Consider the following 26871-nt stretch of genomic DNA (forward strand, 5'->3'; position numbering starts at 1 on the left):
TATGCTAGCATAGCCCTCCCGCTGTTCATGCTAAGGCTGCCGTGGCGCCTGGCATCACCCTCGCCATTTTTATCTCCGGGATACAGGTTTACGCAGATGAGCAAGACTTCTCTCGACAAGAGCAAGATCCGGTTCCTTCTTCTTGAAGGTGTGCACCAGAACGCGGTCGATACCCTCAAGGCCGCCGGCTACACCAACATCGAATACCTCACTGGTTCGTTGCCGGAAGCCGAGCTGAAGGAAAAGATCGCCGATGCCCACTTCATCGGCATTCGTTCGCGCACCCAGCTGACCGAAGAGATCTTCGACTGTGCCAAGAAACTGGTCGCCGTCGGCTGCTTCTGCATCGGCACCAACCAGGTCGACCTGGAAGCTGCCCGCCAGCGCGGTATCGCCGTGTTCAACGCGCCGTACTCCAACACCCGTTCGGTCGCCGAACTGGTACTGGCCGAAGCCATTCTGCTGCTGCGCGGCATCCCTGAGAAAAACGCCTCCTGCCACCGTGGCGGCTGGATCAAGAGCGCGGCCAACTCGTTCGAGATTCGTGGCAAGAAGCTGGGCATCGTCGGCTACGGCTCGATCGGCACCCAGCTGTCGGTACTGGCCGAAAACCTGGGCATGCAGGTGTACTTCTACGACCCGCTGACCAAACTGCCGCTGGGCAACGCCGTACAGGTCACCAGCCTGAACGAGCTGCTGGGCATGGCCGACATTGTCTCGCTGCACGTGCCTGAGCTGCCATCCACCCAGTGGATGATTGGCGAGAAAGAAATCCGCGCGATGAAAAAGGGCTCGATCCTGATCAACGCCGCCCGTGGCACCGTGGTCGAGCTGGACCACCTGGCCGCCGCGATCAAGGACAAGCACCTGATCGGCGCCGCCATCGACGTGTTCCCGGTCGAGCCGCGCTCCAACGACGAAGAGTTCGAAAGCCCGCTGCGTGGCCTGGACAACGTGATCCTGACCCCGCACATCGGTGGCTCCACTGCCGAAGCCCAGGCCAACATCGGCCTGGAAGTTGCCGAGAAGCTGGTCAAGTACAGCGACAACGGTACCTCGGTATCTTCGGTCAACTTCCCGGAAGTTGCCCTGCCGGCGCACCCAGGCAAACACCGCCTGCTGCACATCCACGAAAACATCCCGGGCGTGCTCAGCGAGATCAACAAGGTGTTCGCCGAAAACGGTATCAACATCTCCGGTCAGTTCCTGCAGACCAACGAGAAAGTGGGTTACGTGGTGATCGACGTTGACGCCGAGTACTCCGACCTGGCGCAAGAGAAGCTGCAACAGGTCAAGGGCACCATCCGTTCCCGCGTCCTGTTCTAAGTTTGCGGGCGGTATGAAAAAGGGAGGCCCTTGTGGCCTCCCTTTTTTCATTTCACTTCGACAGTCACTTTCTGCGACTCGACACTTGGCTTGAACGGTACGTGATACTGGTCACCCAGTACCAGCTGCAGCGTGTGCTTGCCCGGGGTCAGGGTAATGCTGGTTTCGGTCTGTGCCTTGCCGAAATGCAAAACCTGCGGCCCCGCCGGCAGCGCGGTGCCTGCCTCAGGCATCAGGCTGGTCGGCAGGGGCATGTCGGCAACGGGTTCTTTGTCCACATCCACCAGCAAGTGGTGGTGCCCGGTGTGCGGGGTCTGGTCACCGGCTGGTTTGAGTCCCATGCCTTCGATGCCGAACTTGACGGTGAAGGTCTTGTCGACCGTGGCACCATCGGCGGGGGAAACGATGAAGACCTTGGCATCCTTGGGCGGCTCCTGGCTCTTCAGGGCATCCGCGGCACTGGCGAACACCGATGCTCCCATCAGCAGACCGGCAACGGCAGCACGCGAAAATAGGCTGTTCATTCACTTCTCCTGTGATTCACTTATTGACCGCCACCAGCATGTCGAACGGCAGCGGTAGTTCACCATAGCCCACAAAGAGAAATATTTCAGTTAGGGTTAAACCTCGCCAAGGCTTCAAGGTCATAGGCTGCGCTCGATCACGGCGAGGAAGAAAGCCGTGGCGAAAGTTATTCAACTGCTAAAAGAAAAGGGGCATTCATGCGTTCGACCATAGGGGTACTGCTGGCAGTACTGATCAGTCCATTGGCCCAGGCGGAGCTGATCGACGAAATCGCCGACCGGGGCGAACTGCGCATAGCCGTACAGGCCGACAACTCGCCGTACGCGTTCAAGCAAGATGATCGCCTGACCGGTTTCGACATCGAGTTCGGGCAAGATCTCGCCAAGGAGCTGGACTTGCGTGCCGAGTTTGTCGAAGCGTCGGCTGCAGAGGTATTGCCCGGCGTCGAAAGTGGCAAGTACGACATTGCACTTACGCCGTCCGCTGATGCGCCCACGGGTGGCTCGCTGGATGTCAGCCAGCCCTTTGGCGCTAACAGGCTGTTGATCCCGTTCCAGAAGGACAACCCGGCGTTTGAAAGTGCGGTGAACAATGCGCTGCAACGGCTGAAAGACAGCGGGCGCACTGCCGAACTTGAGCAGAAGTGGTTCAAGGGTGTGCAGGAGACTGCGGCCGGGCAATAAGTTTCGAGCTGTCTGTGCCGCCCTCATCGCCGGCAAGCCAGCTCCACAGGAAGATCACCGCCCTCAAGAACTGTGGTGTACCTGTGGGAGCTGGCTTGCCGGCGATAGGGCCGGCGCCGGACTACCCCAAAGCCCGCTGCGCCTCGTCCAGTTCCAGCTCACTGAACACCTGCACCCCTGCCCGCCGCAGCAACGCCGTGGTAACCCCTTCCCCCAGCACCTTCACGCCACTGAACGTGCCGTCATAGGTCAGCCGGTTGCCACACGAAGGGCTGCCCGCCTTCAGCACCGCCACGCGGATGCCATGCCGTTGCACCAGCGCCAGCGCCAGCTGCGCACCGGCCAGGAACTCGGCACTGACATCCTCGCCCGTCACCGTAATCACCTGTGCGTCGCCATCAAGCACTTGGCCACCCTGCCCGCCGGGGATCTCCGCCGGCGGGCGCGGGGTCGGTAAACCTCCGGCTACTTCCGGGCACAATGGCACCACACGCCCTGCGGCCTGCCACTGCTGCAACAAGTCGGGGTGGCCGCTGGCGCGGCCGTCATAGCGCACCGGCTGGCCCAGCAGGCAGGCGCTGACCAGCACTTTGGGCACGTCAGAACGGGTCATTGCCACGCCGCCTGAACCAGCCCGTCAACGACAAACGCTCGCGCCCCGCCGGCAGCACCTCATGGGGCACTTCGCCGGACAGGAACACCACCAGGCAACCCGCCACCGGCTGCACATCGTGCTCGACACCGTCGCCCAAAAACATGCGCAATTGCCCGCCATCATCCGGCTGCCAGTCTTCGTTGAGATACAGCACCGACGAGACCATGCGCCGATCATCGTCGCGGAAGCGGTCCAGATGCCGGCGATAGAAAGCACCGCGTGGATACAGGGCGAAATGGCACTCGAAATCTTCCAGGCCCAGGAACAGGCCCTGGTTGATGGCCAGCCGCAACTGGTCCATGGCCGCCAGGTACTCGTCGCAAGCCTCGGCCTGCCCAGGGTCGATCCACTGGATCTGGTCACCACGGATGGCTTCGCGCACCTCCTGAGTAGCCCCGCGCCCAACCCCCGCAGGGTTGAGTTCGCCTTCGGCATCGCGGCGCCGGCACTCGGCTGCCAGCGCACGCACCAGGTCGGCAGGCAGAAAGAGTGCCTGCTGGGACCAGCCATGGGTGGCCAGATCGTCGACGACGGCCGCAAGCATCGGGTGTTCAGGGGAGATGTGCATGGCGCGCATCATATCCATTAGCCCTGCCGGCGCACAGCGCCACTTGGCCGAGAAACACGCGCATATCTCGACAAACCGACGCCGGGCCAAGGACAATAGCCATCTGCCGACAGGAGTCCTGAATGCGCCGTCTGTTTTCCCTGATTCTGCTGATGATCTGCACCATGCCTGTCTGGGCAGACAACCTGGATCAACTGTACAAGGCCGCCGGCTGGCCCGACCAGCGCGCCCACTTCAACGATGCCCTGAGCGCCGCCCAGGAACGCTACCGCAACAGTTTGCCCCCCGCCGTGTACCAGGCGCTGGTCAACAACAGCAATCAGCGTTTCCAGGCCCAGGCGGTGGATCGGCGCGCCCAGGCGAAGCTGCGCACAAGCCTGCCCAACCCGGCGCCGGCGCTGGCCTTTTTTCAGTCGCCGCTGGGGCGCAAAGTGGTGGCGGCCGAGCTCAAGGCTACGCGCAAGGACGAACTGGCGAAAAACGCCAAAGGCTTGCCGAAGATTCAAGCCAGCGACAACCGCCTGCTGGTCATCGGTCATCTGGCCCAGGCCCTGCCGGCCCGTGAAGCCGGTGCCGAAGTCAGCCTGGCTATCGCCGGGGTAGCGGCCGACAGCCTCAGTTCGATGATCCCCGGCCTGTTCGGCGGCGGCCAGGCCCAGGGCCTGCTCGACGGCCAGCGGCAACGCCTGATGGGCCAGATCGGCGAAGACCTCAACAACACCCTGCTCTACGTCTATCGCGACTTGTCTGACGCCGAACTTGAAGAGTTCGCCACCTTTGCCGAGTCGCCAGAAGGCAAGGCTTACTACCAGGCCGCCCTGGCCGCTGTGCGTGCAGGCCTGGCGGTTGGCCAGAACGCCAACGACCTGAAGTGATCAGCCCAGGCGCTGGTCGATGAAGTCGAAATAGCGCTGGCGAATGCCCGGCAGCTCGTTGGCCAGGTGATGACGGGCCTCAGGCAGCATCAGGATCTGCGGTTCGGCGAACTTGGCCTTGAGCACTTCGAGGTTATAGGGCCAGTCCACCGTAGCGTCGGCCTCCCCCTGCACGATCAATGGTTGCCGCGTACTGCGCGGCGCGGCTTCGATGCGTTTGACCCAGGCAATCAGTGCGCCCACCCAGGCGGTTGGCAGGCGGCGCGGTTGCAGCGGGTCGGCCTCGAGGAACGCCAGGAAGGCCGGGTCATTGGTGTTTGCGCTGAAGCGCCGTTCAATGCCATTGACGAAGTGCCGCAGCACCCGGTAACTGAACTTCGACCAGCGCCAGGAACAAGGCCGCACCAGCGGGGCCAGCAGGATTACCTGGCCATCGATGGGGCTGCGGGCGCCCTGGGTCAGCAGGTGGTCAACGGCGATGGCGCCACCGGTGCTCTGCCCACACAAGTGCCAGGGGCGCGGCAGTGGTAGCGTGCGCGCCTGTTCGAACAAGGCATCCAGCACTTGCTGGTACACCGCGAAATCACTGATGCTGGCGCGCTCGCCGCTGGACAGGCCATGACCGGGCAAGTCGCAGCTGATGACTGCGTAACCCTGCTGCAACGCCCACTCGATCACGTGCCTATAGAGGCCCATGTGGTCGTAGTAGCCGTGCAACAGGAACAGCGTCGCGCTCGGCTGGTCGGGTAGCCAGGCCTGCCCGACCACATCGAAGCCCGCCGCCTGAAAGCCGCCCAGCCAACTTTGCGCCGGCATGTCCAGGCCATAGAAACGCTGGTAGTCCCGGGCTTGCGCCGACAGCGGCTGACGGGCAGTCAACGGCGCCAGGCTGGTGCGCAGGTGGTCAGGGTCAAAGGCGGTGGGCATAGGGTACATCCACAGTGAAGCAAGTATTGATCTGGGATATTCAGCTCTGGCCCGCGTCATGGCAAGCTTGGGCTATGTGTCACCTGTACGGGTCCTGTCGCCGGCAAGCCAGCTCCCACAGGGATATCACCGGGTTTCAGGCCTGTTGGTAACCTGTGGGAGCTGGCTTGCCGGCGACAGGACCAGTGAGCCCACCACAAAATTACCCGCGGATATCCATGCAGACCCGCCTTGTAAAACCCGCCCTGATCACCGTTACCCTGCTGCTCTGCGCCGCCCTGCTGTGGCAAGCCTACACCAGCTTCCAGGCCAGCTACCTGCGCCCGTTCGACAACCAGGCCACGCTGTTCGAGGGCAGTCAGTTGCAGCTGCCCGCAGAGCTGGCCGGCCCAGGGCCGGTCCGTGTGGTGCACTTCTGGGACCCGGCCTGCCCCTGCAACGTCGGCAACCAGCAACACCTGGGCGACCTGGTCAGCCAGTTCGGCGACCTGGGTGTGAGCTTCCATGTGCTGCAAAAGCCCGGTAGCCACGGCCAGCTACCCGCCAACCTCACTGCGCTGAAGCCGCTTGCCAGCCTGCCGGGCAGCGAACACCTGCCCGCCTCCCCGGCAGTGGCCATCTGGGACCGGCAAGGCAACCTCGCCTACTTCGGCCCCTACAGCGAGGGCGCCGTGTGCAACGCCAGCAACAGCTTCGTGGAGCCCATCATCAAGGCCTTGCTAGAGGGCCGGCCCGTGCAGGCCAGCAATACCTTGGCCATAGGGTGTTACTGCCCCTGGTAGATAGCGAGTACCCGATAGATATCTACAGCTTCAGACCGAGGGAGAATTTTTACCGTAGCGACATACAGATCACTGGAGAAACTGTATGTCACAAGGTCCCACCGAGCTTCCCAATAGCTATGTAAACAGCACCCGCCTTCCCGTCGGCCCCCATCTTTGGGGCACCCATCCCGGCGCATCGTTTCAACTGGTATCCGTTTTCGAGCCTGGGCGTCTGGATATCGACCTGATCGTACAGACCGAAAACGACAAGGCAGGTGTGCACAAGGCGCATGAGCAGCGCCTGGCCACGCTACAACAAGACCTCGACCAGGCCATACGTGATCAAGCGGGCTCGCTGGATGGCCTTGGCGAAGTCCAGGCGAGCGAGCGAACCATCGCTGCCGTCAACGAGCTTCAGGCATTGTTCGCCGCACGCTTGCAAGCAACCCGTGACCAGGCCTACAGCTTCTTCGGCGGTGACCCGGTAGATCGCAACCTTCATGAATTCCTGGCCGTAGCCCGCAAACCGAACGCTCCGGCAGACCCTCAGCAAGCCTGGCTCGAATCCTACCGGGCGGCGTTCGACGTGAAGTACCTGGAGCAGGTGAACGGCGAGTTGGCCCAGCGCCAACAACAGCTGCAGAGCACCTTGTCCGCACTCAGGGTGAGGGAAGGTCATGATCAGGACATTGACCGGACGCTTCAACAGTACCATCAGGCGCTTGCGCAACTGGGCACAGCCAGCCAAGCGTTCCTGCAAGCCAGCAGCGCGCTGCAAGCAATGCTGACGGCCTTCGAGCGCCATCAACAAGAAAGCATTACCCCGACAACAGCACTCGAACATAGCCACGAGCTGGAGCGGGAAACGTCGGACCTGCTCAAGGCGCGCGGGCAACTGGCAGTGTCCTACACCGGCGTCCAACGGGGTCGAGACCACTTGGCAGCGCAAGCTGCCTGGATCGATACCGCCATGCAGTACAGCGCGCCAGGTGCCTCCGAAGGCCGCAGGGCAGCATTGTTCGAAGTGCAGGCTCAGCTACAAGCCCAAGTTGCCGCTTATACCCAATCATCACCCACTGATACTGCAGCGGCGATGCAGCTGCTGGCACAAGCCGATAACACGACCGCCAGCGCTTTCGATGAGCAGACTTCACTGTCCGCCTTATCAGGCCATACCCCTGGCAACACACCCGTAACGTTCAACGCCTGGGTAGCCAGCATCCACCACCCGCTGATTCTGGCGACCTCACGCGGTGGCATGGCCCATTTCGAGCCGGTCTGGGTCAACTTTGCCGAGGCACTCGGCAAAGCCGCCCAACGCTTGCTCACCAGGGGGCTCCTGGCTGTCGCCAGTTATGCTCCTCTGATGCTGTACTCAGCTCGTCTGGGCGATGGCGAGCGCATGGGGGTGACCGTCCCGCTCGCCCTGATGAGTCCCGGCGCGGACCTTACCCTCGAAGCAAACCGCAAAGCTGGCCAGACGCTCGAGTTGCCGTTGCGGATGGATGCTGTCCCTCAGGGTACGCAGACCGAAGTGTACCTGGCGGCCACCGATGGCAGCGGCCTGCTGCGCGACGTGCGCGTACGCCAGGCGCAGTGGGATGCCGCCCAAGGCGGGTACAGATTTACCGCCGAAGGCTCGGGTGGCGCGACGCTACTGTGGCACCCGGCGACGCCGCCCTCGACGCTGTCCGTCACCGGCGAGAACGGCACCATCATCCCCGGCGCCCCTATCGTCGAGGACCTGCAAAAGCACCTTCCGGGCCCTATCATCGTCCCGCCGGAACCTGATATCCGTACGTTCCCCGAACTGCCCGACCTGCAGATCGACGACTACGTCATCATCTTCCCGGCAGACTCGGGGCTGGCGCCGATCTATGTGATGCTGCGCAACCCGCGGAATTTGCCGGGGGTTGCCAGTGGCAATGGCGTTATCACACCTGACAGGGTTCTGGATGCAGCCGCTACGGCTGCAGGTTCGCCAATCCCTGCAAGAATTGCGGAAAGGCTGAGGGGGCGGAGGTTTGCCAGGTTCGATAAGCTGAAGGAGGCAATCTGGATGGAGATTGCGGCAGATGAGGACTTTAGTCGGCACATCATGCCCGCAACCCTCGACGACATGCGAAAAGGGCTGGCGCCATTTGCCAAGCGCGACCAACGAGTAGGAAAACGAGTCAAGCTAGAGATTCACCACAAGCACGAAATCGCGAAAGGTGGCGCAGTGTATGACTTCGACAATCTCGTTTTCATGACTCCTCAAGTCCACATAAACCACCACAGAGGAAGCAAACAATGACGATGAAACAGAGTTTGGCAGAATACACAGAGCCCGAGTTTCTCGCATTGATATCGGACTTATATGAAGACAGGACGGGTCTCAGTGGTGCTGCGCTAGAGAAACACCGGATAGATATTGTCTTTCTTTTTGAGATGTTGACCGAGCATCCTGATGGGTCAGACGTGATCTATTACCCTCCAGAAGGGGCAGACACCAGCCCCCAAGGCGTCGTCAACCGAGTCAAAGAATGGCGCGCCGCCAACGGCAAACCCGGCTTCAAAACCGCCTGATCCAAAGCCCTGCGGCCAACACCGCAGGGCTTCTTCATATCAACCACGCACCCGCGCCGGGTTACCCACAACCGTCACCCCCGCCGGCACATCCCGGGTCACCACACTGCCAGCACCCACCACTGCGTTGTCGCCAATGGTCACCCCCGGCAGGATGATCGCCGCGCCGCCGATCCACACGTTGTTGCCAATGGTCACCGCCCGCCCGCTTTCCAGCCCGCTGCGCCGCAGGTCAGCGTCCAGCGGGTGGTCGGCGGTGTAGATCTGCACATTCGGGCCGATCTGGCAGTCGTCACCGATACGCACCGGCATCACGTCGAGAATCACGCAGTTGAAGTTCATGAAGGTATTGCGGCCAACGCTGATGTTGTAGCCGTAGTCACAATAGAACGGCGGGCGGATCACCGTGCCTTCGCCAACCTGGCCAAAGTGCTCCAGCAATAGCCCATGGCGTGCGTCGTTGAGCAGTTCCACGCTGCTGTTGTAGCGGTGCATCCAATGTTTGTTGGCGATCTGCTCGGCCTGCAGCTCAGGGCAACCAGCATGGTAGAGCTGGCCTGTAAGCATCTTCTGTTTTTCGCTGAGTGACATGGAATCTCCTCCCCGGGGCTATGCTCTGTTCGCGAATCCGCCGATGATCGGACCACATTTTCTGCTTTGATGCACAAGGAGTCTGCATGAAACGCAGCCTGACCCTGTTAGCCGTGGTGGTTGCCGTGGCCGTCGGCGCCGGATACTGGTACGTGCAGGGCAAACTGCCGCAACGCGCGGGCGAGGTGGCCATCGCCGGCCTGCAAGCACCGGTCAGCGTGCGCTACGACGCCCGCGGCGTGCCGCACCTGCAGGCGCAGAGCGAGCCGGACCTGTACCGCGCCCTCGGCTACGTGCATGCCCAGGACCGATTGTTCCAGATGGAGATCCTGCGCCGCCTGGCCCGCGGCGAGCTGGCCGAGGTGCTGGGCGACAAACTGCTGCCCACCGACACCCTGTTTCGCAGCCTGCGCATTCGCGACCAGGCAGCACTGATGGCCCAGCGTCATGACCAGCAGTCACCCGCCTGGCAGGCCCTGCAAGCCTACCTCGATGGGGTCAACAGCTGGCAGGCCAGTCACCCCAAGCCCATGGAATTCGACCTGCTCGGCATCATACCGCGACCCTTCACCGCCGAAGACACCCTGAGCATCGCCGGCTACCTCGCCTACAGTTTTGCCGCCGCCTTCCGCACCGAGCCCGCACTGACCTACATCCGCGACCAGCTGGGCCCCGACTACCTGAAGATCTTCGACCTCGGCTGGCAAGCCGACGGTGCGCTGGCCAGGCCGTTGGCCGCCGCCGACTGGCAGAGCCTGGAGGCACTTGCCCGCCTTGGCAACGATGCGCTGGCCGACGCCGGCATCGCGCAGTTCGAAGGCAGCAATGCCTGGGCCATCGCTGGCAGCCGCACCCGCAGTGGCAAGCCGCTACTGGCCGGCGACCCGCACATCGGCTTCGCCGTACCGGCGGTGTGGTACGAAGCCGAGCTGTCGGCGCCCGGTTTCAACCTTTACGGCTACTTCCAGGCGCTCAACCCGTTCGCCCTGCTCGGACACAACCGCGATTTCGGCTGGAGCCTGACCATGTTCCAGAATGACGATGTCGACCTGATCGCGGAAAAGACCAACCCCGCCAACCCCGATCAGGTGATGATCGATGGCCAGTGGCAAACCCTGGAAAAGACCGAGCAGACGATTGTCGTCAAAGGCGAACAGCCGGTCACCCTCAACCTGCGCCGTTCGCCCCATGGCCCGATCGTCAACGACGTGCTCGGTGCTACCGCCGGGCCCACGCCCATCGCCATGTGGTGGGCCTTCCTGGAAACCGAAAACCCGATCCTCGAGGGTTTCTACCAGCTCAACCGGGCCGACACGCTGGCCAGGATGCGCGCAGCTGCGGCCAAGGTGCATGCGCCTGGGCTGAATTTCGTGTGGGCCAATGCCCGGGGTGATATCGGCTGGTGGGCTGCCGCGCAGCTGCCGATCCGCCCTGAAGGCGTGGACCCCGCGTTCATCCTTGACGGTGCCAGTACGCAGGCCAGCAAGCTGGGCTTCTACCCCTTCAGCGCCAACCCGCAGCAGGAAAACCCCGCAAGCGGCTATATCGTCTCGGCCAACTACCAGCCGCCGTCGGCGGTACCGATACCGGGCTACTACAACCTGCCCGACCGTGGTCGCCAGCTCGACCGCCACCTGGCCAACCCCGAGGTGAAATGGGACCTGCAGAACAGTCAGGCATTGCAGCTGGACACCGCCAGCGATCACGGCCCGCGCACCCTTGCACCGCTGCTGGCGACACTGCGCACGGTGGCCGAAGGCGACGAGGAAAAGGAGCTGGTCGAGCAGCTGGCCGCCTGGCGCGGTGACTATCCACTGGACTCGACCAGTGCCACGCTGTTCAACCAGTTTCTCTTTGAGCTGAGCTACGCGGCCCTGCATGACGAACTCGGTGACACCTGGTTCCCGGTGCTCATCAGCACCCGCGCCATCGACGCTGCACTGCCGCGCCTGGCGGCGGACGCCAATTCGCCCTGGTGGAACACCCGTGGCGGCAATCTGCGCACCGACCGTACCACCATCGTGCGCATCGCCTGGCAGAAAAGCCTCAAACATCTGCGCGACAACTTGGGCAGCGACCCGGCCAGCTGGCAATGGGGCAAGGCCCATACACTCACCCACAACCATCCGCTGGGGGTGAAAAAGCCGCTGAACCTGCTGTTCAACGTCGGGCCCTTCGCTGCGCCAGGCACCCATGAAGTGCCGAACAACCTCTCGGCGAAGATCGGCCCGGCGCCATGGCCAGTGACATATGGGCCGTCGACGCGGCGGCTGATCGATTTTGCCGATGCCGGGCAGGCCCTGACCAGCAACCCGATCGGGCAAAGCGGCGTACCGTTCGACCGGCACTATGCGGACCAGGCCAAGGGGTACATCGAAGGGCAGTACCAGAAAGCGCAGCTGGGGGTGATCCCCGCGCAGAGCACCCTCAGGCTTGTGCCTGACATATGAACAAACACTGCCTTTAGCCGCACTCGGCTCACTCTCGCTACCCTGAAGTACCTCCATCGCCGGCAAGCCAGCTCCCACATTTATCGGCGTATGCCAAACCCTGTGGGAGCGGGCGTGCCCGCGAAGCTGTCGACGTGGTGGATGGCACCGGCTACGCCGGTGTTCGCGGGCACGCCCGCTCCCACAGGTAACTGCGCCCAGAAATGAAAACGCCGACACAAAGGTATCGGCGTTGGGTCATGCCGGTATTGCAAGCGGATCAGAACGCTGGCAGCACGGCACCTTGGTACTTCTTGGCAATGAATGCCTTCACTTCCGGGCTGGTCAGGGCCTTGGCCAGTTTCTGGATGGCTTCGCTGTCCTTGTTGTCCGGGCGGGCGACGAGGAAGTTCACGTACGGCGAGTCGCTGCCTTCGATTACCAGCGCATCCTTGGCCGGGTTCAGGCCAGCTTCCAGTGCGTAATTGGTGTTGATCATGTCCAGGTCGACCTGGTCCAGCACACGCGGCAGCATGGCGGACTCAAGCTCGCGGAACTTCAGCTTCTTCGGGTTCTCGGCGATGTCCTTGGGGGTGGCCAGGGCATTCTTCGGGTCTTTCAGGGTGATCAGGCCAGCCTTCTGCAGCAGGATCAACGCACGGCCGCTGTTGCTGCCCTCGTTAGGGATGGCGACGGTCGCGCCCTCTTTCAGCTCGCTCAGGCTTTTGACCTTTTTCGAGTAACCACCGAACGGCTCGACGTGCACGCCGACCACGGTTTCCAGGTGGGTGCCTTTACCTTCGTTGAAGCTTTGCAGGTACGGCAGGGTCTGGAAGTAGTTGGCGTCCAGGCGCTTCTGGTCAACCTGTACGTTGGGCTGCACATAATCGGTGAAGACCTTGATCTGCAGGTCGATACCTTCTTTGGCCAGGGTCGGCTTGATCAGCTCGAGGATCTCGGCGTGCGGTACCGGGGTAGCGGCAACCACCAGCTTCTCGGCAGCAGCAGCCAGGCCGGAGAACGACAGGGCAGCGGCCAGGGCGGTGGTCAGCAGGGTCTTCTTCATGGTGGTCCTTGTTCTGGATCTGGGCCATCGAGGATGGCGAATCGGGTGCCCAGCCGCATCAGCAGTGGGCTTGAGTCGGACAATACCGAGATTTTTTATTCCGCAACAATATCTTTTATTTAGCTGCTTATTCCAAAAACAAATTGCCACCAGCCTGTTTGCTTATGAGCCATGTCTAGCGCGCGATATTGGGCAGGTCGAGGTCTTCCGGCACGATCTCTTCGCTGTCATTCACCAGCAAGGCAAAGTGGATGACGTTCTCCAGTTCGCGGGTGTTGCCAGGCCACGCGTGCGCTTCCAGTACCTGCTGCGCGGCCTCGCTCACCAACGGCACAGGCCGCTGCAGGCGCACGCTGTAGATGCCCACGAAGTACTCGGCCAACGGCAGAATATCGCCCGGCCGCTCACGCAGCGGCGGCAGTGCCAGCGCGCCCTCGCGCAGGTATTGGTAAAGGCGCTCGTTGAAGCGACCCGCGCGCACCACCCGCGCCAGGTCGATGCTGGTGGCGGCCACCAGGCGCACATCCACTGGCTGTGGCTGCTGCGCACCGACGCGGGTGACTTCGCGGTTTTCCAGGGCGGCCAGCAGCTTGGCCTGGATGGCCAGCGGCAAGTCGGCGATCTCGTCCAGGTACAGTGTTCCGCCGTTGGCCGAGCCAAACCAGCCGGCGCGGCTACTGGCCGTGCCGCCGTGGCTGCCGGCGCTGTAGCCGAACAACTCGGCATCGGCGTAAGTGGGGCTGATGGCCGCGCAGTTGACCGAGACGAACAATCCGCCGCGGTCACTGGCCCGGTGGATGTGCCGGGCCAGCAGCTCCTTGCCGGTGCCGGTTTCGCCACCGATCAGCACCGGCAAGGGCTGCGGCGCCAGGCGCTCGAGGTCCTGGCGCAGCTGTTGCGATCGAGGGTCGATGAACACCAGGGCCTTGGCGCGAATGCTCAGTGGGCTCTTGTCCAGCTCGGGGAAGGTCAGCAACGGCTGGCCAAAGGTGTTTTGCAAAGTCATGACAAACTCCCGCCCCAGGCCTGCATTGGCCGGGCGTCAGGCAAACGGAAAACAGCAAGGGCGATCAGGCGCGGCGCAGGGCCCGCTGCTCAACCCGGCTCTGCAAGCGATACAGGTAGGCGAAGCCTTGTTCCCAGCGCTCATGGCCGGACTTGACGTTGATATGGCCAGCGTTGCTCAGCAGCCCCGCTTCAGCACCCCACACCTGCGCCAGGTACAGTGCCCGCGGCACGCTCACGGCCGGGTCGTTATCCGAGCTGACCACCTGGCTGGGGAACGGCAGCGCCTCGCTCGGGATTGGCGCGAAGTTGCGCAGGGCTGGCGCGCAGGTCGACCGCTCGACGTCCGCCGGGGCCACCAGCAGCGCGCCACGCACCCGACGCAGCAGGGCCGGGCTGGCCTGGGCGGCCCAATGGGCGACGGTGATGCAGCCCAGGCTGTGGGCAATCAGGATCACCGGCGAGTGCTCGGCAGCAATCGCCTGCTCCAGCGCCTGCACCCAGTCCTGCCGCTGCGGGGTCAGCCAGTCGAGCTGCTCGACCCGCGCGCTGTTGGGCAGGTTGCGCTGCCAGTGACTTTGCCAATGGTTGTCTGGCGATCCTTGCCAGCCCGGCACAATCAGGTAACGAATCGACTCATTGCGCATGGGGACGCCTCCGGTAACTTTGCGTGCTTGGAGACAAGTATAGGGATCGATCTATACCAGTAAAGGAATAAGAAGCTATTTGTTAATAACCTAAATGTTGACCTTGAGAAATTGTCGCCTGTGAGATCGAGCGCCGCGCGGGCGGCGCTCGATCTCACAGGCGCTGAACCTGTCACGGCAAAAAAAAGGGCCAACCCCCTGCCAGGAGATATGGCCCATAAGCACTTGCCTGAAGAAGATTGATCGGGTTCAGCGCGCGGTAATCACCGCCAGTTTGCTGATCCCCGCCCGTTCGATGGCCGCCATGGCCCGCGCCACTTCGCCGTAGTTCACGCCGTCATCCGCCTGCAGCTGCACGCGCACATCCGCGTCCTTGGCCTTGGCTACCTTGAGGCGGGTTTCCAGCAGGTCGGGCTGAATCTGGTCTTTGTTGATGAACAGCTTGCCTTCGCCATCGATGCTGACCACCAATGGGTCCTTCTGCTCCACCGGGGCCACGGCCTCGGTCTTGGGCAGGTTGATGGGAATGGCGTTGGTCAGCAGCGGCGCGGTGACAATGAACACCACCAGCAGCACCAGCATTACGTCCACCAATGGCGTTACGTTGATTTCACTGAGGACTTCGTCGCTGTCCTGGGTCGAAAACGCCATGTCAGGACGCCTCCTTCACCGGCTGGGTGAACCCGGCCTGGGGCTTGTGCACAGCGGGGTGCACCAGCACGCGGAAGGCACTCTTCTGCGCCAGGCTGTAGAAGTCGTGGGCAAAGTCATCCAGGTCGGCGGCGGTCAGTTTGAGGCGGCGCAGGAAGTAGTTGTAGACCAGCACCGCGGGCACGGCGACAGCGATACCCACGCCAGTGGCCACCAGCGCCGCGCCGATTGGCCCGGCCACGGTTTCCAGGCTGGCGGAGCCTGCCGCGCTGATACCCTTTAGCGCCTCCATGATGCCCCACACGGTGCCGAACAGGCCGATGAAAGGTGAAGTGCTGCCGATACTGGCAACCACTGCCAGGCCGGTTTCCAGCGAGCGGCGCTCGCGCACGATCTGCTGCCGCAGGGCGCGCTCCAGGCGGTCTTGATGATTGATGGCGTGGCTCAGGTCGTTGGCCTGGGTGTCACCGACGGCGATCGCGGCGTAGCCGGCCTGGGCAACGCGAGCAGCAGGCCCAGGCTGTTCGTGGCTGATCTGCGCCGCCGAGTCCAGGCTCGAAGCTGCCCAGAACTGCTGGTGGAAGCGCTTGTCCTGGCGCCTCAACCGTACGAACTGCGCAACCTTGACCAAGGCCAGGCCCCAGGTGACGACAGAAAAACCGACCAGCAGCCAGATGACTGCGCTTTCAACAGATTCGAGGGGGGATGCCAGCAGGCTCATGATGATGTTTTCCTGTGTTCTGAAACGTTAGCGAAGCTTGAAATCGATCGGCACACTGACCCAGCCGGTCTGGGCCACGTCGCCCTGCTTGGCGGGCACGAAACTCCAGCGCTTCACCGCAGCCAGCGCGGCGGCATCGAGGGCATCGCGGCCGCTGCTTTTCTGGACCTGGATCTGCCCGGGCTTGCCACTGGGCAGCACCTCGACGCGCAGCAGCACGGTGCCTTCCCAGCCACGGCGCTGAGCCATTTGCGGGTATTCCGGCGCAGGGTTCTTCAGGTAGGCGGCGTTGGCCGATGCTGGCGTTACCGGGGCCGGCGCGGGTGTTGCTGGCGCAGTCGGTGCCGGGGCCGCTACCGGGGCTGGCGGCGGCGCTTCAACCGGCTTGGGCTGCGGTTTCGACTGCTGCTTGACCACCGGCTTGGGCACAGGCCTCGGCTTGGGTTTGGGTTTGGCGGCCAGTTCGTCGACCACTGGCGGCGGTGGCGGCTCGACCACAGTAGGAGCAGGCGCAGGCGGTGGAGGCTTGAGCACCGGAGGGGTCGGCGCGGCAAACTCGATGGTCATGGGTGGCACCTGTGGCGGTACTACCGGCAGCTCGGGGGTTGGCGCCTGACTCAGCCAGTACGCGGCCGCGCCATGCAGGGCCAGCACCAGCAAGCCCAACAGCAGCTTGTGGCGGCGCTTGATCCCACTGACCGGCGTGCGCTGCAGGCGCAGCTGGCCGAGTGGCAAGCGAAGCGTGCGCCCAAGCTCGACCAGGTCGCCCGGGGCTGGCCGCCATGGCTGGTCGTAGGCCCTGACGGCCGACTGCACATTACCCATTGATCAAACTCCTGGGGTCTCGATTCAGGTGTGTGGCTGAATCATCGGGGCCAGGGGCTTATCTCTTAAAGTAATGTTTAAAATTATGTTTAGAACTTATGGGAATATTTATTTGCCCTCTTCGTGGGAAGGCCTTGGAATTCGCGGGCTGTGGCTTGAGCGCCTCAAGTCGATGCACTGCGGGCATGCAAAATATTCGCTCAAGGCATGAGATTGCCGCGAGGGCTGCGCCCTCGATCGCCGGCAAGCCAGCTCCCACAAGGACCGCATCATAGCTCGCAGTCAATGCGATCGATGTGAGGGCTGGCTGCGCAGCCCCGGCAATCTCACAGGCAGAAAAAAGCCCAGGACCAACCCCGGGCTTTTCTTCATCAACGGTGACTCAGATATCCGCCACCTTCTGCCACACCTTGGGCCGGAAGAATAGCGTTTCCCCCCGCGCCAACCCGGTCAGGCTGTCATGGTCCTTGACCACCTCGGCCTCGATCAGCTCGCTCTGTCCTTCCACCTTCAAGGTAACCCGCGTGGTCGCGCCCAGCGGCCGGATATCCCGCACCTCGGCCGCATGGTGCCCTTCGGTCTCATGCCGCGACAGCGAAACCTCATGCGGGCGGAACAGCACATGGTGCCCTTCGCTCAGCGCCAGGCGGTTGGAATCGCCCAGGAAGTGGTAGACGAAATCGTTGGCCGGCTGCTCGTACACCTCGCCCGGCGAGCCGATCTGCTCGATCACGCCCTTGTTCATCACCACGATGCGGTCGGCCACTTCCATGGCTTCTTCCTGGTCGTGGGTGACAAACACCGAGGTCAGGTTGATATCTTCGTGCAAGCGCGCCAGCCAGCGGCGCAGCTCTTTGCGCACCTTGGCATCCAGCGCGCCGAACGGCTCGTCCAGCAGCAACACCTTGGGCTCCACCGCCAGGGCGCGGGCCAGGGCGATACGCTGGCGCTGGCCACCGGACAACTGCTCGGGGTAGCGGTCGGCCAGCCAGTCCAGCTGCACCATGTTCAACAGCTCATGCACCTTCTCGGCAATTCTGCTCTCGCTCGGGCGCTCGCCCTTGGGCTTCATGCGCAGGCCGAAGGCGACGTTGTCGAACACGCTCATGTGGCGGAACAGCGCATAGTGCTGGAACACGAAACCGACGTTGCGGTCACGCACGTCGTGGCCGGACACGTCCTCGCCATGAAACACGATGCTGCCCTGATCGGGTGTTTCCAGGCCGGCAATGATGCGCAGCAAGGTGGTCTTGCCGCAGCCGGACGGGCCGAGCAGGGCCACCAGCTCGCCGCTGTTGATGTCCAGGTTGATGTTGTCCAGGGCCTGGAAGCTGTTGAAGCGCTTGCTGACGTTACGAACTTCGATCGACATGAATCATTCCTCCGCGGCGCTGTGGCGCAGGCGGTTAATACGGTTCTCGCTCCACTGCTTGAGCAGCAGGATGAAGAGCGCCAGGATCAGCAACAGGCTGGCCACGCTGAAGGCCGCCACGTGGTTGTACTCGTTGTAGAGGATCTCCACGTGCAACGGCAAGGTGTTGGTCACGCCGCGAATGTGGCCGGAAACCACCGACACCGCGCCAAACTCGCCCATGGCCCGGGCGGTGCACAGCACCACGCCGTAGATCAGGCCCCACTTGATGTTCGGCAGGGTCACGTGCCAGAACATCTGCCAGCCATTGGCACCGAGCAGGCGTGCAGCCTCCTCTTCCTGGGTACCCTGCTCCTGCATCAGCGGGATCAGCTCGCGGGCCACGAACGGCACGGTAACGAAGATGGTCGCGAGGACGATGCCCGGCAAGGCGAACACGATCTGGATGTCGTGGTCCTGCAGCCACGGACCGAACAGACCTTGCGCACCGAACATCAGCACGTAGACCAGGCCGGCGATGACCGGCGACACCGAGAACGGCAGGTCGATCAGGGTGACCAAAATGCTCTTGCCACGGAAGCTGTACTTGCTCACGCACCAGGCAGCGCTGACGCCGAACACCAGGTTCAACGGCACGGAGATGACCACGGCGAGCAGGGTCAGCTTCAGGGCGGACAAGGCATCAGGCTCGAAGATCGCCTCGAAGAAGGTGCCAAAGCCGTTTTTCAGCGCCTGCGATACCACGATCACCAGCGGCAGCAGCAAGAACAGCGCGAAGACCAGCCAGCCAAGGCCGATCAGGATGCGCCGCGACGTGGCGCTGCCCCTGCGGGCGGCGTTGGCGGCGGCGTTTGCACTCAGGGATGAACTGGACATGCCGGCCTCCTTCAAGGGGTTTCGATGCGGCGCTGCAGCAAGTTGATCAGCAGCAGCAGGATGAAGGAAACCACCAGCATCAGCACGCCGATGGCGGTCGCGCCGGTGTAGTCGTACTGGTCGAGCTTGACCATGATCAGCAGCGGCAGAATCTCGGTCTTCATCGGCATGTTGCCGGCAATGAAGATCACCGAACCGTACTCGCCAACGCCCCGGGCGAAGGCCAGGGCAAAGCCGGTGAGCCAGGCCGGCAACAGCGCCGGCGCCAGCACATGGCGGAACACCTGCAGCGGCTTGGCCCCCAGGCAGGCGGCGGCCTCTTCCACTTCACGCGGGATATCGGCCAGTACCGGCTGCACCGTGCGCACCACGAACGGCAGGGTGACGAAGGTCAGCGCCAGGGTGATGCCCAGCGGGGTGTAGGCGATCTTGAAGCCCAGGTCGGTGGCGAACTGGCCGACCCAGCCTTGGGGGGCGTACAGGGCGGTCAGGGCGATACCGGCAACGGCGGTAGGCAGGGCGAACGGCAGGTCGATCATCGCATCGATGATCTTGCGCCCGGGGAACGTGTAGCGCACCAGCACCCACGCCAGCAGGGTGCCGATCACACCGTTGATGATGGCGGCGAACAGCGCGGTGCCGAAGCTCAGCTTGAGTGCAGCGATCACCCGTGGCGCACTGATGATGGTCCAGAACTGCTCGAAGGTCAGCTGCGAGGCATGAATGAACATGGCCGCCAGCGGTATCAGCACAATCAGGCTGAGGTACACCAAGGTGTAGCCCAGCGTCAGCCCGAAGCCGGGTATGACGGGGGAAATGCGACGTGACATAAATATCCCTGGTTGAACGCACCAAGCCCCGGCTCAGGCCGGGGCGGTGCAGGATCCTGAATCCTGGGGCTGCTGCGCAGCCCATCGCCGGCAAGCCAGCTCCCACAGGATTAACACAGGCCTGAGAGCTGCGCGATTCCTGGGGAGCTGGCTGGCCGGCGATAGGCCGCAAAGCGGCCCCGCTTTTCCGTGGCCTTTACTGTGCCTGATAGATCTGGTCGAACACACCGCCATCATTGAAGAATTTCGGCTGTGCAGTCTTCCAGCCACCGAAGTCTTTGTCGATGGTCACCAGGTCGAGTTTCGGGAACTGCTTGCCGAACTCGGCAGCCACCTTCTCGTCACGCGGGCGATAGAAGTTCTCCGCAGCAATCTTCTGCCCCGCCGGGCTGTAAAGGTGCTTGAGGTACTCGGTGGCGATCTCGGTGTTGCCCTTCTTCTCGGCGTTCTTGTCGACCACGGCCACCGGCGGTTCGGCGAGGATCGACAGCGACGGCACGACGATCTCGAACTTGTCGGCACCACCGTCTTCCTTCAGCGCCAGGAAGGCTTCGTTTTCCCAGGCCAGCAACACGTCGCCCTGGCCGTTGTTGACGAAGGTGATGGTCGAGCCGCGGGCACCGGTATCCAGTACCGGCACGTGCTTGAACAGCTCTTGCACATAGGCCTTGGCCTTGTTCTCGCTACCGCCGGCCTTCAGCCCGTAGGCCCAGGCGGCGAGGAAGTTCCAGCGTGCGCCACCGGAGGTTTTCGGGTTGGGGGTGATGACCGACACGTCCTTCTTGATCAGGTCGCCCCAGTCCTTGATGCCTTTCGGGTTGCCCTTGCGCACTAGGAACACGATGGTCGAAGTGTACGGGGTGCTGGCATCCGGCAGCCGGGTCTGCCAGTCGTCCGGCAGGGTCTTGCCGAGCTTGGCGATTTCGTCGATATCGCCGGCCAGGGCCAGGGTCACCACGTCGGCGCGCAGGCCGTCGATCACCGCACGGCCCTGCTTGCCCGAGCCACCATGGGATTGCTGGATCTTCACCTTGTCGTCCGGGTGGGCCTGCTGCCAGTGTTTGATGAACTCGGCGTTGTACTGCTGGTACAGCTCACGGGTCGGGTCGTAGGACACGTTCAGCAGTTCGTAGTCCTTGGCGATGGCGGAACCGGCAAAAACAGCACTGGCCAGGGCGGCGAGCGCATAACGGCGGATGGACATGGTGAAGCTCCCGATTGGCATTTTTCTAATTTTGAATGGTGTGGTGCGATCAGCCGGGCTTGTTGCCTGGCTGTTGCAGGCGGAACTTCTCCTTGCGTTCGATCTGCACCACCTGGGCGTTGTGCACGGTGATCTCCACCGCACCAAAGCGCAGATCGCGCAGGGCGCTCTGGATTTCACGCAGAATGGTGGCTTCGTCCTGACCGTCGACGCTACGCAGCGATGCACTCATGCTCGTTCTCCTTGGAGTGAGGTGCCGGGCAGGGGTTTGAAGGGGGGTTATTGCCTGGCTTGAGGGCAATAGTAGTGAGGCGGGATTATTCTTAAAAATACTGTTTAAGAATTTTTATATAACCAAATAAAAGACCATCTTGACGGGAATGCAAGCCCCTGTGGGAGCGGGTTCACCCGCGAATGCGGCGGTGGTTTCACCATCGTATTCGCGGGTGAACCCGCTCCCACAGGGTCCGTACAAGGCTTCAGTTGTGTTTTTCAGGCTCGCGGATCTTGTACCAGGCCACATACAAGGCCGGCAGGAACAGCAACGTCAGCAGGGTCGCGACGATGATCCCGCCGATCATGGCGTACGCCATCGGCCCCCAGAACACCTCACGGGCAATCGGGATCATGCCCAGGCTGGCGGCCGCTGCGGTCAGCAGAATAGGTCGCCGCCGGTGGTTGGTGGCCTCCACCACTGCATCCCAGGGCGAGTAGCCCTGCGCTTCGAACTCGTCGATCTGGGTCACCAGGATGACCGAGTTGCGAATGATAATGCCCGCCAGCGCGAGGATGCCGAGAATCGCCACGAAGCCCATCGGCGTGCCCGTCGGTACGAGCGCCAGCACCACGCCAATCAGCCCCAGCGGCGCCACACTGACCACCAGGAACAGCTTCTGCACGCTGTGCAGCTGAATCATCAGGAATGTCGCCATCAGGAACAGCATCAGCGGGATCACCGCCGCAATCGGCCCTTGGGCCTTGCTGCTTTCTTCCACAGTACCGCCCGTGGCCACTTCGTAGCCCACCGGCAGCTTGCTGGCGAACTCATCGATTTTCGGCTTCAGCTGGGCTACCAGGTCGGTCGGCTGGATTTCGCCGCTCACCGAGGCCTTGATGGTAATGGTCGGTTTGCGATCACGTCGCCATACCAAGGGCTGCTCCAGCTCGTAGCGCACGGTGGCAAAAGACAGCAGCGGAATCGAGGTACCGTTGGGGGTCAGGATCTGCAGGTTCTGCAAGGTATCAGGCGAGCCGCGCTCGCTGTCTTCGGCGCGGGCAACCACATCGATCAGATAGATGTTGTCGTTGACCTGGGTAATCGGCACGCCACTGACGATGCTGTTCATCACGTTGGCCACGTCCTCGGACGAAAGCCCTAGCTGGCGTGCCTTGTCCTGGGCGATTTCAATGCGCAGGACCTTACCGGGCTCGTTCCAGTCGTAGATCATTTCACCAATGTGCGGGTCCTGGTCGAGCAAGGTCGCCAGCTCGATGGCGTGCTTGCGCACCTGGTCGATGTCCTTGCCGCTGACCCGGTACTGGATCGGCCGCCCCACAGGCGGGCCCATCTCCAGCGACTGCACGTTGGTGCCGATGCCGACAAAGTCTTCGTGCAGGCGCTTCTGCAGGCGTGCCATCAACTCGCCGCGCTCTTCCAGGCCTTTGCTGACGATGACGAACTGCGCGTAGTACGGGTTCTGCAGTTGCTGGTCGAGCGGCAGGTAGAAGCGGATCGCGCCCTGGCCGATGTAGGTGCTCCAGCTGACGATTTCCGGGTCATCCTTGAAGGTGGCTTCAAAGCGATCGACCACTTTGCGGGTTTCTTCGATGGAGGCGTTCTGCGGCAGGTTCAGATCGACGAGGATTTCCGGGCGGTCCGAAGACGGGAAAAACTGGTTCTGCACGAAGCGCATGCAGAACACCGAGAGCACGAACAGCACGATGGTGCCGACGATGGTCAACCAGCGATGGCGCATGCACCACAGCAGGCCATGTTCGAACCCTCGGCCGACACGGCCAGGTTCGCTGTCATGGGCCTTCATTTTCTTGCTGTTGAGGATATGCACGCCGAGCACCGGTGCAAAGAACACCGCCACCACCCACGACACAATCAAGGCCACGGCGATTACCGCGAACAAGGTGAAGGTGTATTCGCCTGCCGAGCTGGCATTGAGCCCGATCGGCACAAAGCCGGCCACCGTCACCAGGGTGCCGGTAAGCATCGGGAACGCCGTGGAGGTGTAGGCGAACGTCGCCGCCTGCTCCTTGCTCTCACCCATCTCCAGGCGCGTGACCATGACCTCGACGGTGATCATGGCGTCATCCACCAGCAGGCCCAGCGCGATGATCAGCGCGCCAAGGGAAATCCGCTGCATGGTGATGCCGCTGTATTCCATGAATACAAAGACCATGGCCAGCACCAACGGGATCGAACAGGCTACCACCAGCCCGGCGCGGACCCCCAGGCTGACGAAGCTCACCGCCAGCACGATGATCACGGCCTCGAACAGCGCACTGGTGAAACCGCCGACCGCCTTCTTCACCACCACTGCCTGGTCGGAAACGGTATGCACGCCGATCCCCACCGGCAAGTCGTTGGTGATGCGGTCCATCTTCTTCTTCAACGCCTCGCCGAACACCTGGATATTGCCACCGGCTTTCATGCCGATGGCCAGGCCGATGGCGGTCTGGCCGTTGTAGCGGAACATGGGTGAAGGTGGGTCGGTGTACCCGCGTTCGATGTCGGCGATATCGGCCAGGCGGAAGAAACGGTCGTTGATGCGCAGGTTGACTGATTGCAGGTCTTTTTCCGACGCGAACTGCCCGGTGGTGCGCACTGAAATACGCTCCGGCCCGGCCTCGATCACGCCGGCGGGGGTAACCGCGTTCTGCGACTGCAGGGCCTGCATCACCTGGCGCTGGTCAATGCCCAGAGCGGCCAGCTTGCGGGTGGAGAAGTTGAGGTAGAGCACTTCGTCCTGGGTGCCGACCATCTCGATCTTGCCGATATTGGGGACTTCTCGCACTTCGGCGCGGGCCTGCTCCACGTAATCGCGCAACTGGCGCAGGGTCAGGCCATCGGCCGTGAACGCATAGATCGAGCCGTACACGTCACCGAATTCATCGTTGAAACCCGGCCCCTGGATGCCCGAGGGGAATTCCCCGCGGATGTCCTGGATCTTCTTGCGCACCTGGTACCAGATGTCGGGGATGTTCCTGGCCTTGGTGGTATCGCGCAGGTAAACGTAGACCGTGGACTCGCCCGGCCGAGTGTAGCTCTTCACGTAATCGAGGGAATCCAGCTCCTCCAGCTTCTTCTCGATACGGTCGGTGACCTGATACAGGGTTTCGTCCTGGGTGGCGCCGGGCCAGCGGGTCTGAATGACCATGGTCTTGATGGTGAACGACGGGTCTTCCTCGCGGCCCAGGTTGAAGTACGAGAAAATCCCCATCAGCAAACCGACGAACATCAGGTACCAGACGAACGACTGATGCTTGAGCGCCCATTCGGACAGGTTGAAGCTTCCTTTCATTGCGCATCCTCGTCGAAGGCGACCTTCTGGCCAGGCTTGAGGCTGTTCACCCCCGCAGTCACCACCCGCTCCCCGGGCTGCACGCCGGAGGTAAGGATAATGCTGTCTGCGGTGCGCTCGAGCAGGGCTACATCACGGGTGGCCACGGTTTTCTGCTGGGTATCGATCACCCATACCTGGGTCTTGCCGTCCCGTTCCAGCAGGGCGCTCAAGGGCAACTCGCTGCGCGGTGTCACCTGCGAGCTCAAGGTCACGCTGATGGCGGTGCCCAGGTGGAACGCGGCGGGGGTACTGGCCAGCGTCAGGCGGGCGCGCCTTGTGCGCGTGGTGGCGTCGGCCTGGGGTTCAAGCTCGCGCAGGGTGGCAGTGGTGTTGATGGTCGGGTCCAGCTGCGAGGCGACGGTAAAGGCAAGGTTCTTGTCCAGCTGCTCGGCCAGGCCGATTGGCAGGTCGATCACGGCCTCCTTCACATCCGGGCGGGCCAGGGTGACGACAGCCTGACCTGCAGTGACGGTCTGCCCGGCCTCGGCCTGCCAGGCGGTGATAACAGCGGCGTGGTCGCTGCGCAGGGTGCTGTAGTCGAGCTGGTCGCGGGCCTGGCTGACCGCTGAGCGCGCCTGCTCCAGCGACGCGCCGGTGGTTTTCAGGTTGGTCTGGGCAATATCCAGCTGGGCCTGGGCGCCGACGCCACGGTCGTACAGCTGCTGTTGGCGGCGGGCATCGGCCTGGGCGTTTATCCACTGCGCCTGCACCCTGGCCAGGTCGCCTTCGGCGGCGCGCAACTGGTTCTGTTGATCGGTCGGGTCGAGGGTGGCCAGGGTGTCGCCCGGCTTTACCTGGGCGCCAACGTCGAGCCAGCGGCGGGCGATACGCCCACCCACGCGAAAGCCCAGGGTGCTTTCGAAGCGCGCCTGAATGTTGCCGGCAAAGCGCCCCAACTGGGCCTGGACCTGCGGCTCGACCTTTACCGACAACACCGGGCGAACAGGCTCGGGGGCTTTTTCTTCACTGCCGCAGGCTGCCAGCAGCAAGCTGGCAGCAAGCATCCACAGGGGCTTTTTCATGGTGCAGCTCCCCCGGCCTTGGCATCGACTTTTTCCACCTTCATGTCGGGGTGCAACAGCTGCCCACCGCTTACCACCACGGTCTCACCGCCCTTGATGCCACTGGCAATCACCACTTTGCCGGTAAGATAACGCGACACCTCTACCTTGCGCAGTTCAGCCTTGTCGCCCTCGCCCACCACCCATACCGCGGGTTCATGCAAGGCCTTGGTCAGTGCCGACCATGGCAGCTCGATGCTCGGGCGGCCCTGGGCATTGGTGGTGGCAGTCACCGGGGCGCCCAGCTGCATGCCCGGTGGCACATCTTTCAATGCCACCTTGACCTGCACCGTGCCACTTTGCGCGGACACGGTAGGGGTGATTTCGCGGACGAAGCCCTGGGCCTTGACCTTCGGGTCGTCCAGCAGGCTGACGATTACCCCGGCATCGCTCGGCGGCGCCACCAGCAGTGACTCATAGACGTTGAACACCGCGTCCCGGTCGCCATCGCGGGCGAGGCTGAAGATCGGCATGGTCGCCTGCACCACCTGACCCACCTCGGCCTGGCGTTCGGTAATCACCCCATCGGCCTCGGACACCAGTGCGGTGTAGCTCAACTGCTCGTTGGCGTTGGCCAGCTGTGCCTGCGCCGCCTTGAGGGCACTCTGGTTGCTCAGCAACGCGGCCTGGGCGGAATCGTATTCGCTCTGGCTGGTGTAGCCCTTGGGCAGCAGTTTTTGCTGGCGCACGAAAGCGGCAGCGGTTTGCGTCACACGCGCCTGGGCTGCGAATACCTCGGCCTTGGCTGAATTGACGTTGTTCTGCAGGTCTTTCGGGTCCAGCCGCGCCAGCACCTGGTTGGCCTTGACGTGGTCGCCCACGTCGACGCTGCGCGAAATGATCTTGCCGCCCACGCGGAACGACAGGTCGGTCTGCACCCGCGCCTGAACATCGCCGGTCAGGGTGACCCTGGCAGCGAAATCAGTGGGTTCGACCCGCAGGACCCCGACCCGCGGCAACACCTCGGGCGCTTCCTCTTTGCTACAGCCCGCGAGCAGAACAACCAGCCCCAGACCAACGACCAACAGCGGACGCGTGAGCGACATGCAGGCTCCTAGCTTGCGCGCAAATGATTCGTGTAATGCGACTGTTAGCGTAGTTCAGGGTTCGATAAACATCACTGGTGG

Annotated in this window: 26 protein-coding genes; 7 read left to right on the plus strand and 19 right to left on the minus strand. The window is 62.8% G+C overall.

Annotation, left to right across the window (positions count from 1 at the left end):
• Positions 1-96: 96 nt before the first annotated feature.
• A complete protein-coding gene (serA, locus tag AC5O5R_RS25885) occupies positions 97-1326 on the plus strand; it encodes a phosphoglycerate dehydrogenase (protein WP_172286931.1) in 1230 nt (409 codons plus the stop codon).
• Between the two features lie 47 nt (positions 1327-1373).
• Here the strand turns inward: serA and AC5O5R_RS25890 are convergent, their stop codons facing one another.
• Positions 1374-1850 carry a DUF4399 domain-containing protein gene (locus AC5O5R_RS25890; protein ID WP_172233421.1) on the minus strand — a complete coding sequence of 159 codons (477 nt, stop codon included), beginning with the start codon at positions 1848-1850 and terminating at the stop codon, positions 1374-1376.
• Positions 1851-2048: 198 nt separating this feature from the next.
• Here AC5O5R_RS25890 and AC5O5R_RS25895 point away from each other — a divergent pair, with 198 nt between their 5' ends.
• Positions 2049-2534, plus strand: coding sequence for a transporter substrate-binding domain-containing protein (locus AC5O5R_RS25895; RefSeq protein WP_494511816.1), 486 nt, complete (start codon positions 2049-2051; stop codon positions 2532-2534).
• 121 nt (positions 2535-2655) lie between these two features.
• Here the strand turns inward: AC5O5R_RS25895 and AC5O5R_RS25900 are convergent, their stop codons facing one another.
• Positions 2656-3147 carry a 2-thiouracil desulfurase family protein gene (locus AC5O5R_RS25900; protein ID WP_494514839.1) on the minus strand — a complete coding sequence of 164 codons (492 nt, stop codon included), beginning with the start codon at positions 3145-3147 and terminating at the stop codon, positions 2656-2658.
• Complete coding sequence (locus AC5O5R_RS25905) at positions 3134-3766, minus strand: 2OG-Fe(II) oxygenase (protein ID WP_172231787.1); 633 nt, start codon at positions 3764-3766, stop codon at positions 3134-3136. Before AC5O5R_RS25905 ends, AC5O5R_RS25900 begins: the two co-directional genes overlap by 14 nt.
• A 113-nt stretch (positions 3767-3879) precedes the next feature.
• On the opposite strand from AC5O5R_RS25905, the gene AC5O5R_RS25910 reads away from it, so the two are divergent.
• Entirely contained in the window at positions 3880-4632 is a 753-nt protein-coding gene (locus AC5O5R_RS25910) for a DUF2059 domain-containing protein (RefSeq protein WP_172231775.1), read from the plus strand.
• Here the strand turns inward: AC5O5R_RS25910 and bipL are convergent, their stop codons facing one another.
• Positions 4633-5559, minus strand: coding sequence for a phospholipase BipL (gene bipL, locus AC5O5R_RS25915; RefSeq protein WP_494514840.1), 927 nt, complete (start codon positions 5557-5559; stop codon positions 4633-4635).
• Positions 5560-5777: 218 nt separating this feature from the next.
• Between bipL and AC5O5R_RS25920 the strand changes: the two genes are divergently transcribed.
• The 3 genes from AC5O5R_RS25920 (at position 5778) to AC5O5R_RS25930 (ending at position 8891) form a co-directional block, all read left to right on the plus strand.
• Positions 5778-6341 carry a DUF6436 domain-containing protein gene (locus tag AC5O5R_RS25920; RefSeq protein ID WP_172231781.1) on the plus strand — a complete coding sequence of 188 codons (564 nt, stop codon included), beginning with the start codon at positions 5778-5780 and terminating at the stop codon, positions 6339-6341.
• Between the two features lie 85 nt (positions 6342-6426).
• Positions 6427-8619: a pyocin-S2/colicin E7-DNase domain-containing protein gene (locus tag AC5O5R_RS25925; protein WP_494514841.1), complete on the plus strand. Its 2193-nt coding sequence runs from the start codon at positions 6427-6429 to the stop codon at positions 8617-8619.
• Positions 8616-8891 (plus strand): bacteriocin immunity protein, encoded by a 276-nt coding sequence (locus AC5O5R_RS25930; RefSeq protein ID WP_494514842.1) that lies wholly within the window; start codon positions 8616-8618, stop codon positions 8889-8891. Before AC5O5R_RS25925 ends, AC5O5R_RS25930 begins: the two co-directional genes overlap by 4 nt.
• Positions 8892-8930: 39 nt before the next feature.
• On the opposite strand, the gene AC5O5R_RS25935 is transcribed toward AC5O5R_RS25930, so the two are convergent.
• A complete protein-coding gene (locus AC5O5R_RS25935; protein WP_172285314.1) occupies positions 8931-9482 on the minus strand; it encodes a sugar O-acetyltransferase in 552 nt (183 codons plus the stop codon).
• 86 nt (positions 9483-9568) lie between these two features.
• On the opposite strand from AC5O5R_RS25935, the gene AC5O5R_RS25940 reads away from it, so the two are divergent.
• Complete coding sequence (locus tag AC5O5R_RS25940) at positions 9569-11932, plus strand: penicillin acylase family protein (protein WP_494514843.1); 2364 nt, start codon at positions 9569-9571, stop codon at positions 11930-11932.
• A gap of 259 nt (positions 11933-12191) precedes the next feature.
• On the opposite strand, the gene AC5O5R_RS25945 is transcribed toward AC5O5R_RS25940, so the two are convergent.
• The 14 genes from AC5O5R_RS25945 to AC5O5R_RS26010 all read right to left on the minus strand — a co-directional run bounded on the left by AC5O5R_RS25945 (position 12192) and on the right by AC5O5R_RS26010 (position 26790).
• Positions 12192-12977, minus strand: coding sequence for a MetQ/NlpA family ABC transporter substrate-binding protein (locus AC5O5R_RS25945; protein ID WP_172230256.1), 786 nt, complete (start codon positions 12975-12977; stop codon positions 12192-12194).
• A gap of 175 nt (positions 12978-13152) precedes the next feature.
• Positions 13153-13983, minus strand: coding sequence for a sigma 54-interacting transcriptional regulator (locus AC5O5R_RS25950; RefSeq protein ID WP_172285312.1), 831 nt, complete (start codon positions 13981-13983; stop codon positions 13153-13155).
• A 64-nt stretch (positions 13984-14047) separates the two neighbouring features.
• Complete coding sequence (locus tag AC5O5R_RS25955) at positions 14048-14629, minus strand: alpha/beta hydrolase (protein ID WP_172230262.1); 582 nt, start codon at positions 14627-14629, stop codon at positions 14048-14050.
• Between the two features lie 249 nt (positions 14630-14878).
• Positions 14879-15280 (minus strand): ExbD/TolR family protein, encoded by a 402-nt coding sequence (locus tag AC5O5R_RS25960; protein WP_172230265.1) that lies wholly within the window; start codon positions 15278-15280, stop codon positions 14879-14881.
• 1 nt (position 15281) lies between these two features.
• Positions 15282-16001, minus strand: coding sequence for a MotA/TolQ/ExbB proton channel family protein (locus tag AC5O5R_RS25965; protein ID WP_494511818.1), 720 nt, complete (start codon positions 15999-16001; stop codon positions 15282-15284).
• Between the two features lie 27 nt (positions 16002-16028).
• Positions 16029-16826, minus strand: coding sequence for an energy transducer TonB (locus tag AC5O5R_RS25970; protein ID WP_172285309.1), 798 nt, complete (start codon positions 16824-16826; stop codon positions 16029-16031).
• 382 nt (positions 16827-17208) lie between these two features.
• A complete protein-coding gene (locus AC5O5R_RS25975) occupies positions 17209-18198 on the minus strand; it encodes a sulfate/molybdate ABC transporter ATP-binding protein (protein ID WP_172285308.1) in 990 nt (329 codons plus the stop codon).
• Positions 18199-18201: 3 nt separating this feature from the next.
• The gene (gene cysW, locus AC5O5R_RS25980; RefSeq protein ID WP_172285307.1) at positions 18202-19074 is read right to left on the minus strand and encodes a sulfate ABC transporter permease subunit CysW; all 873 of its coding nucleotides are present in this window, start codon (positions 19072-19074) and stop codon (positions 18202-18204) included.
• A gap of 11 nt (positions 19075-19085) precedes the next feature.
• Positions 19086-19904: a sulfate ABC transporter permease subunit CysT gene (gene cysT, locus AC5O5R_RS25985; protein WP_172230435.1), complete on the minus strand. Its 819-nt coding sequence runs from the start codon at positions 19902-19904 to the stop codon at positions 19086-19088.
• 196 nt (positions 19905-20100) lie between these two features.
• Entirely contained in the window at positions 20101-21108 is a 1008-nt protein-coding gene (locus AC5O5R_RS25990) for a sulfate ABC transporter substrate-binding protein (RefSeq protein WP_172285305.1), read from the minus strand.
• Between the two features lie 49 nt (positions 21109-21157).
• Entirely contained in the window at positions 21158-21340 is a 183-nt protein-coding gene (gene oscA / locus AC5O5R_RS25995; RefSeq protein ID WP_007975618.1) for a sulfur starvation response protein OscA, read from the minus strand.
• Positions 21341-21587: 247 nt separating this feature from the next.
• Positions 21588-24641: an efflux RND transporter permease subunit gene (locus tag AC5O5R_RS26000; RefSeq protein ID WP_494514844.1), complete on the minus strand. Its 3054-nt coding sequence runs from the start codon at positions 24639-24641 to the stop codon at positions 21588-21590.
• Entirely contained in the window at positions 24638-25705 is a 1068-nt protein-coding gene (locus AC5O5R_RS26005) for an efflux RND transporter periplasmic adaptor subunit (RefSeq protein ID WP_494511821.1), read from the minus strand. The genes AC5O5R_RS26000 and AC5O5R_RS26005 overlap by 4 nt, the downstream gene beginning before the upstream one ends.
• Entirely contained in the window at positions 25702-26790 is a 1089-nt protein-coding gene (locus AC5O5R_RS26010) for an efflux RND transporter periplasmic adaptor subunit (RefSeq protein ID WP_172219441.1), read from the minus strand. The genes AC5O5R_RS26005 and AC5O5R_RS26010 overlap by 4 nt, the downstream gene beginning before the upstream one ends.
• Positions 26791-26871: the final 81 nt, after the last annotated feature.

It is taken from the genome of Pseudomonas sp. 8_5_2 (genome assembly GCF_059295255.1).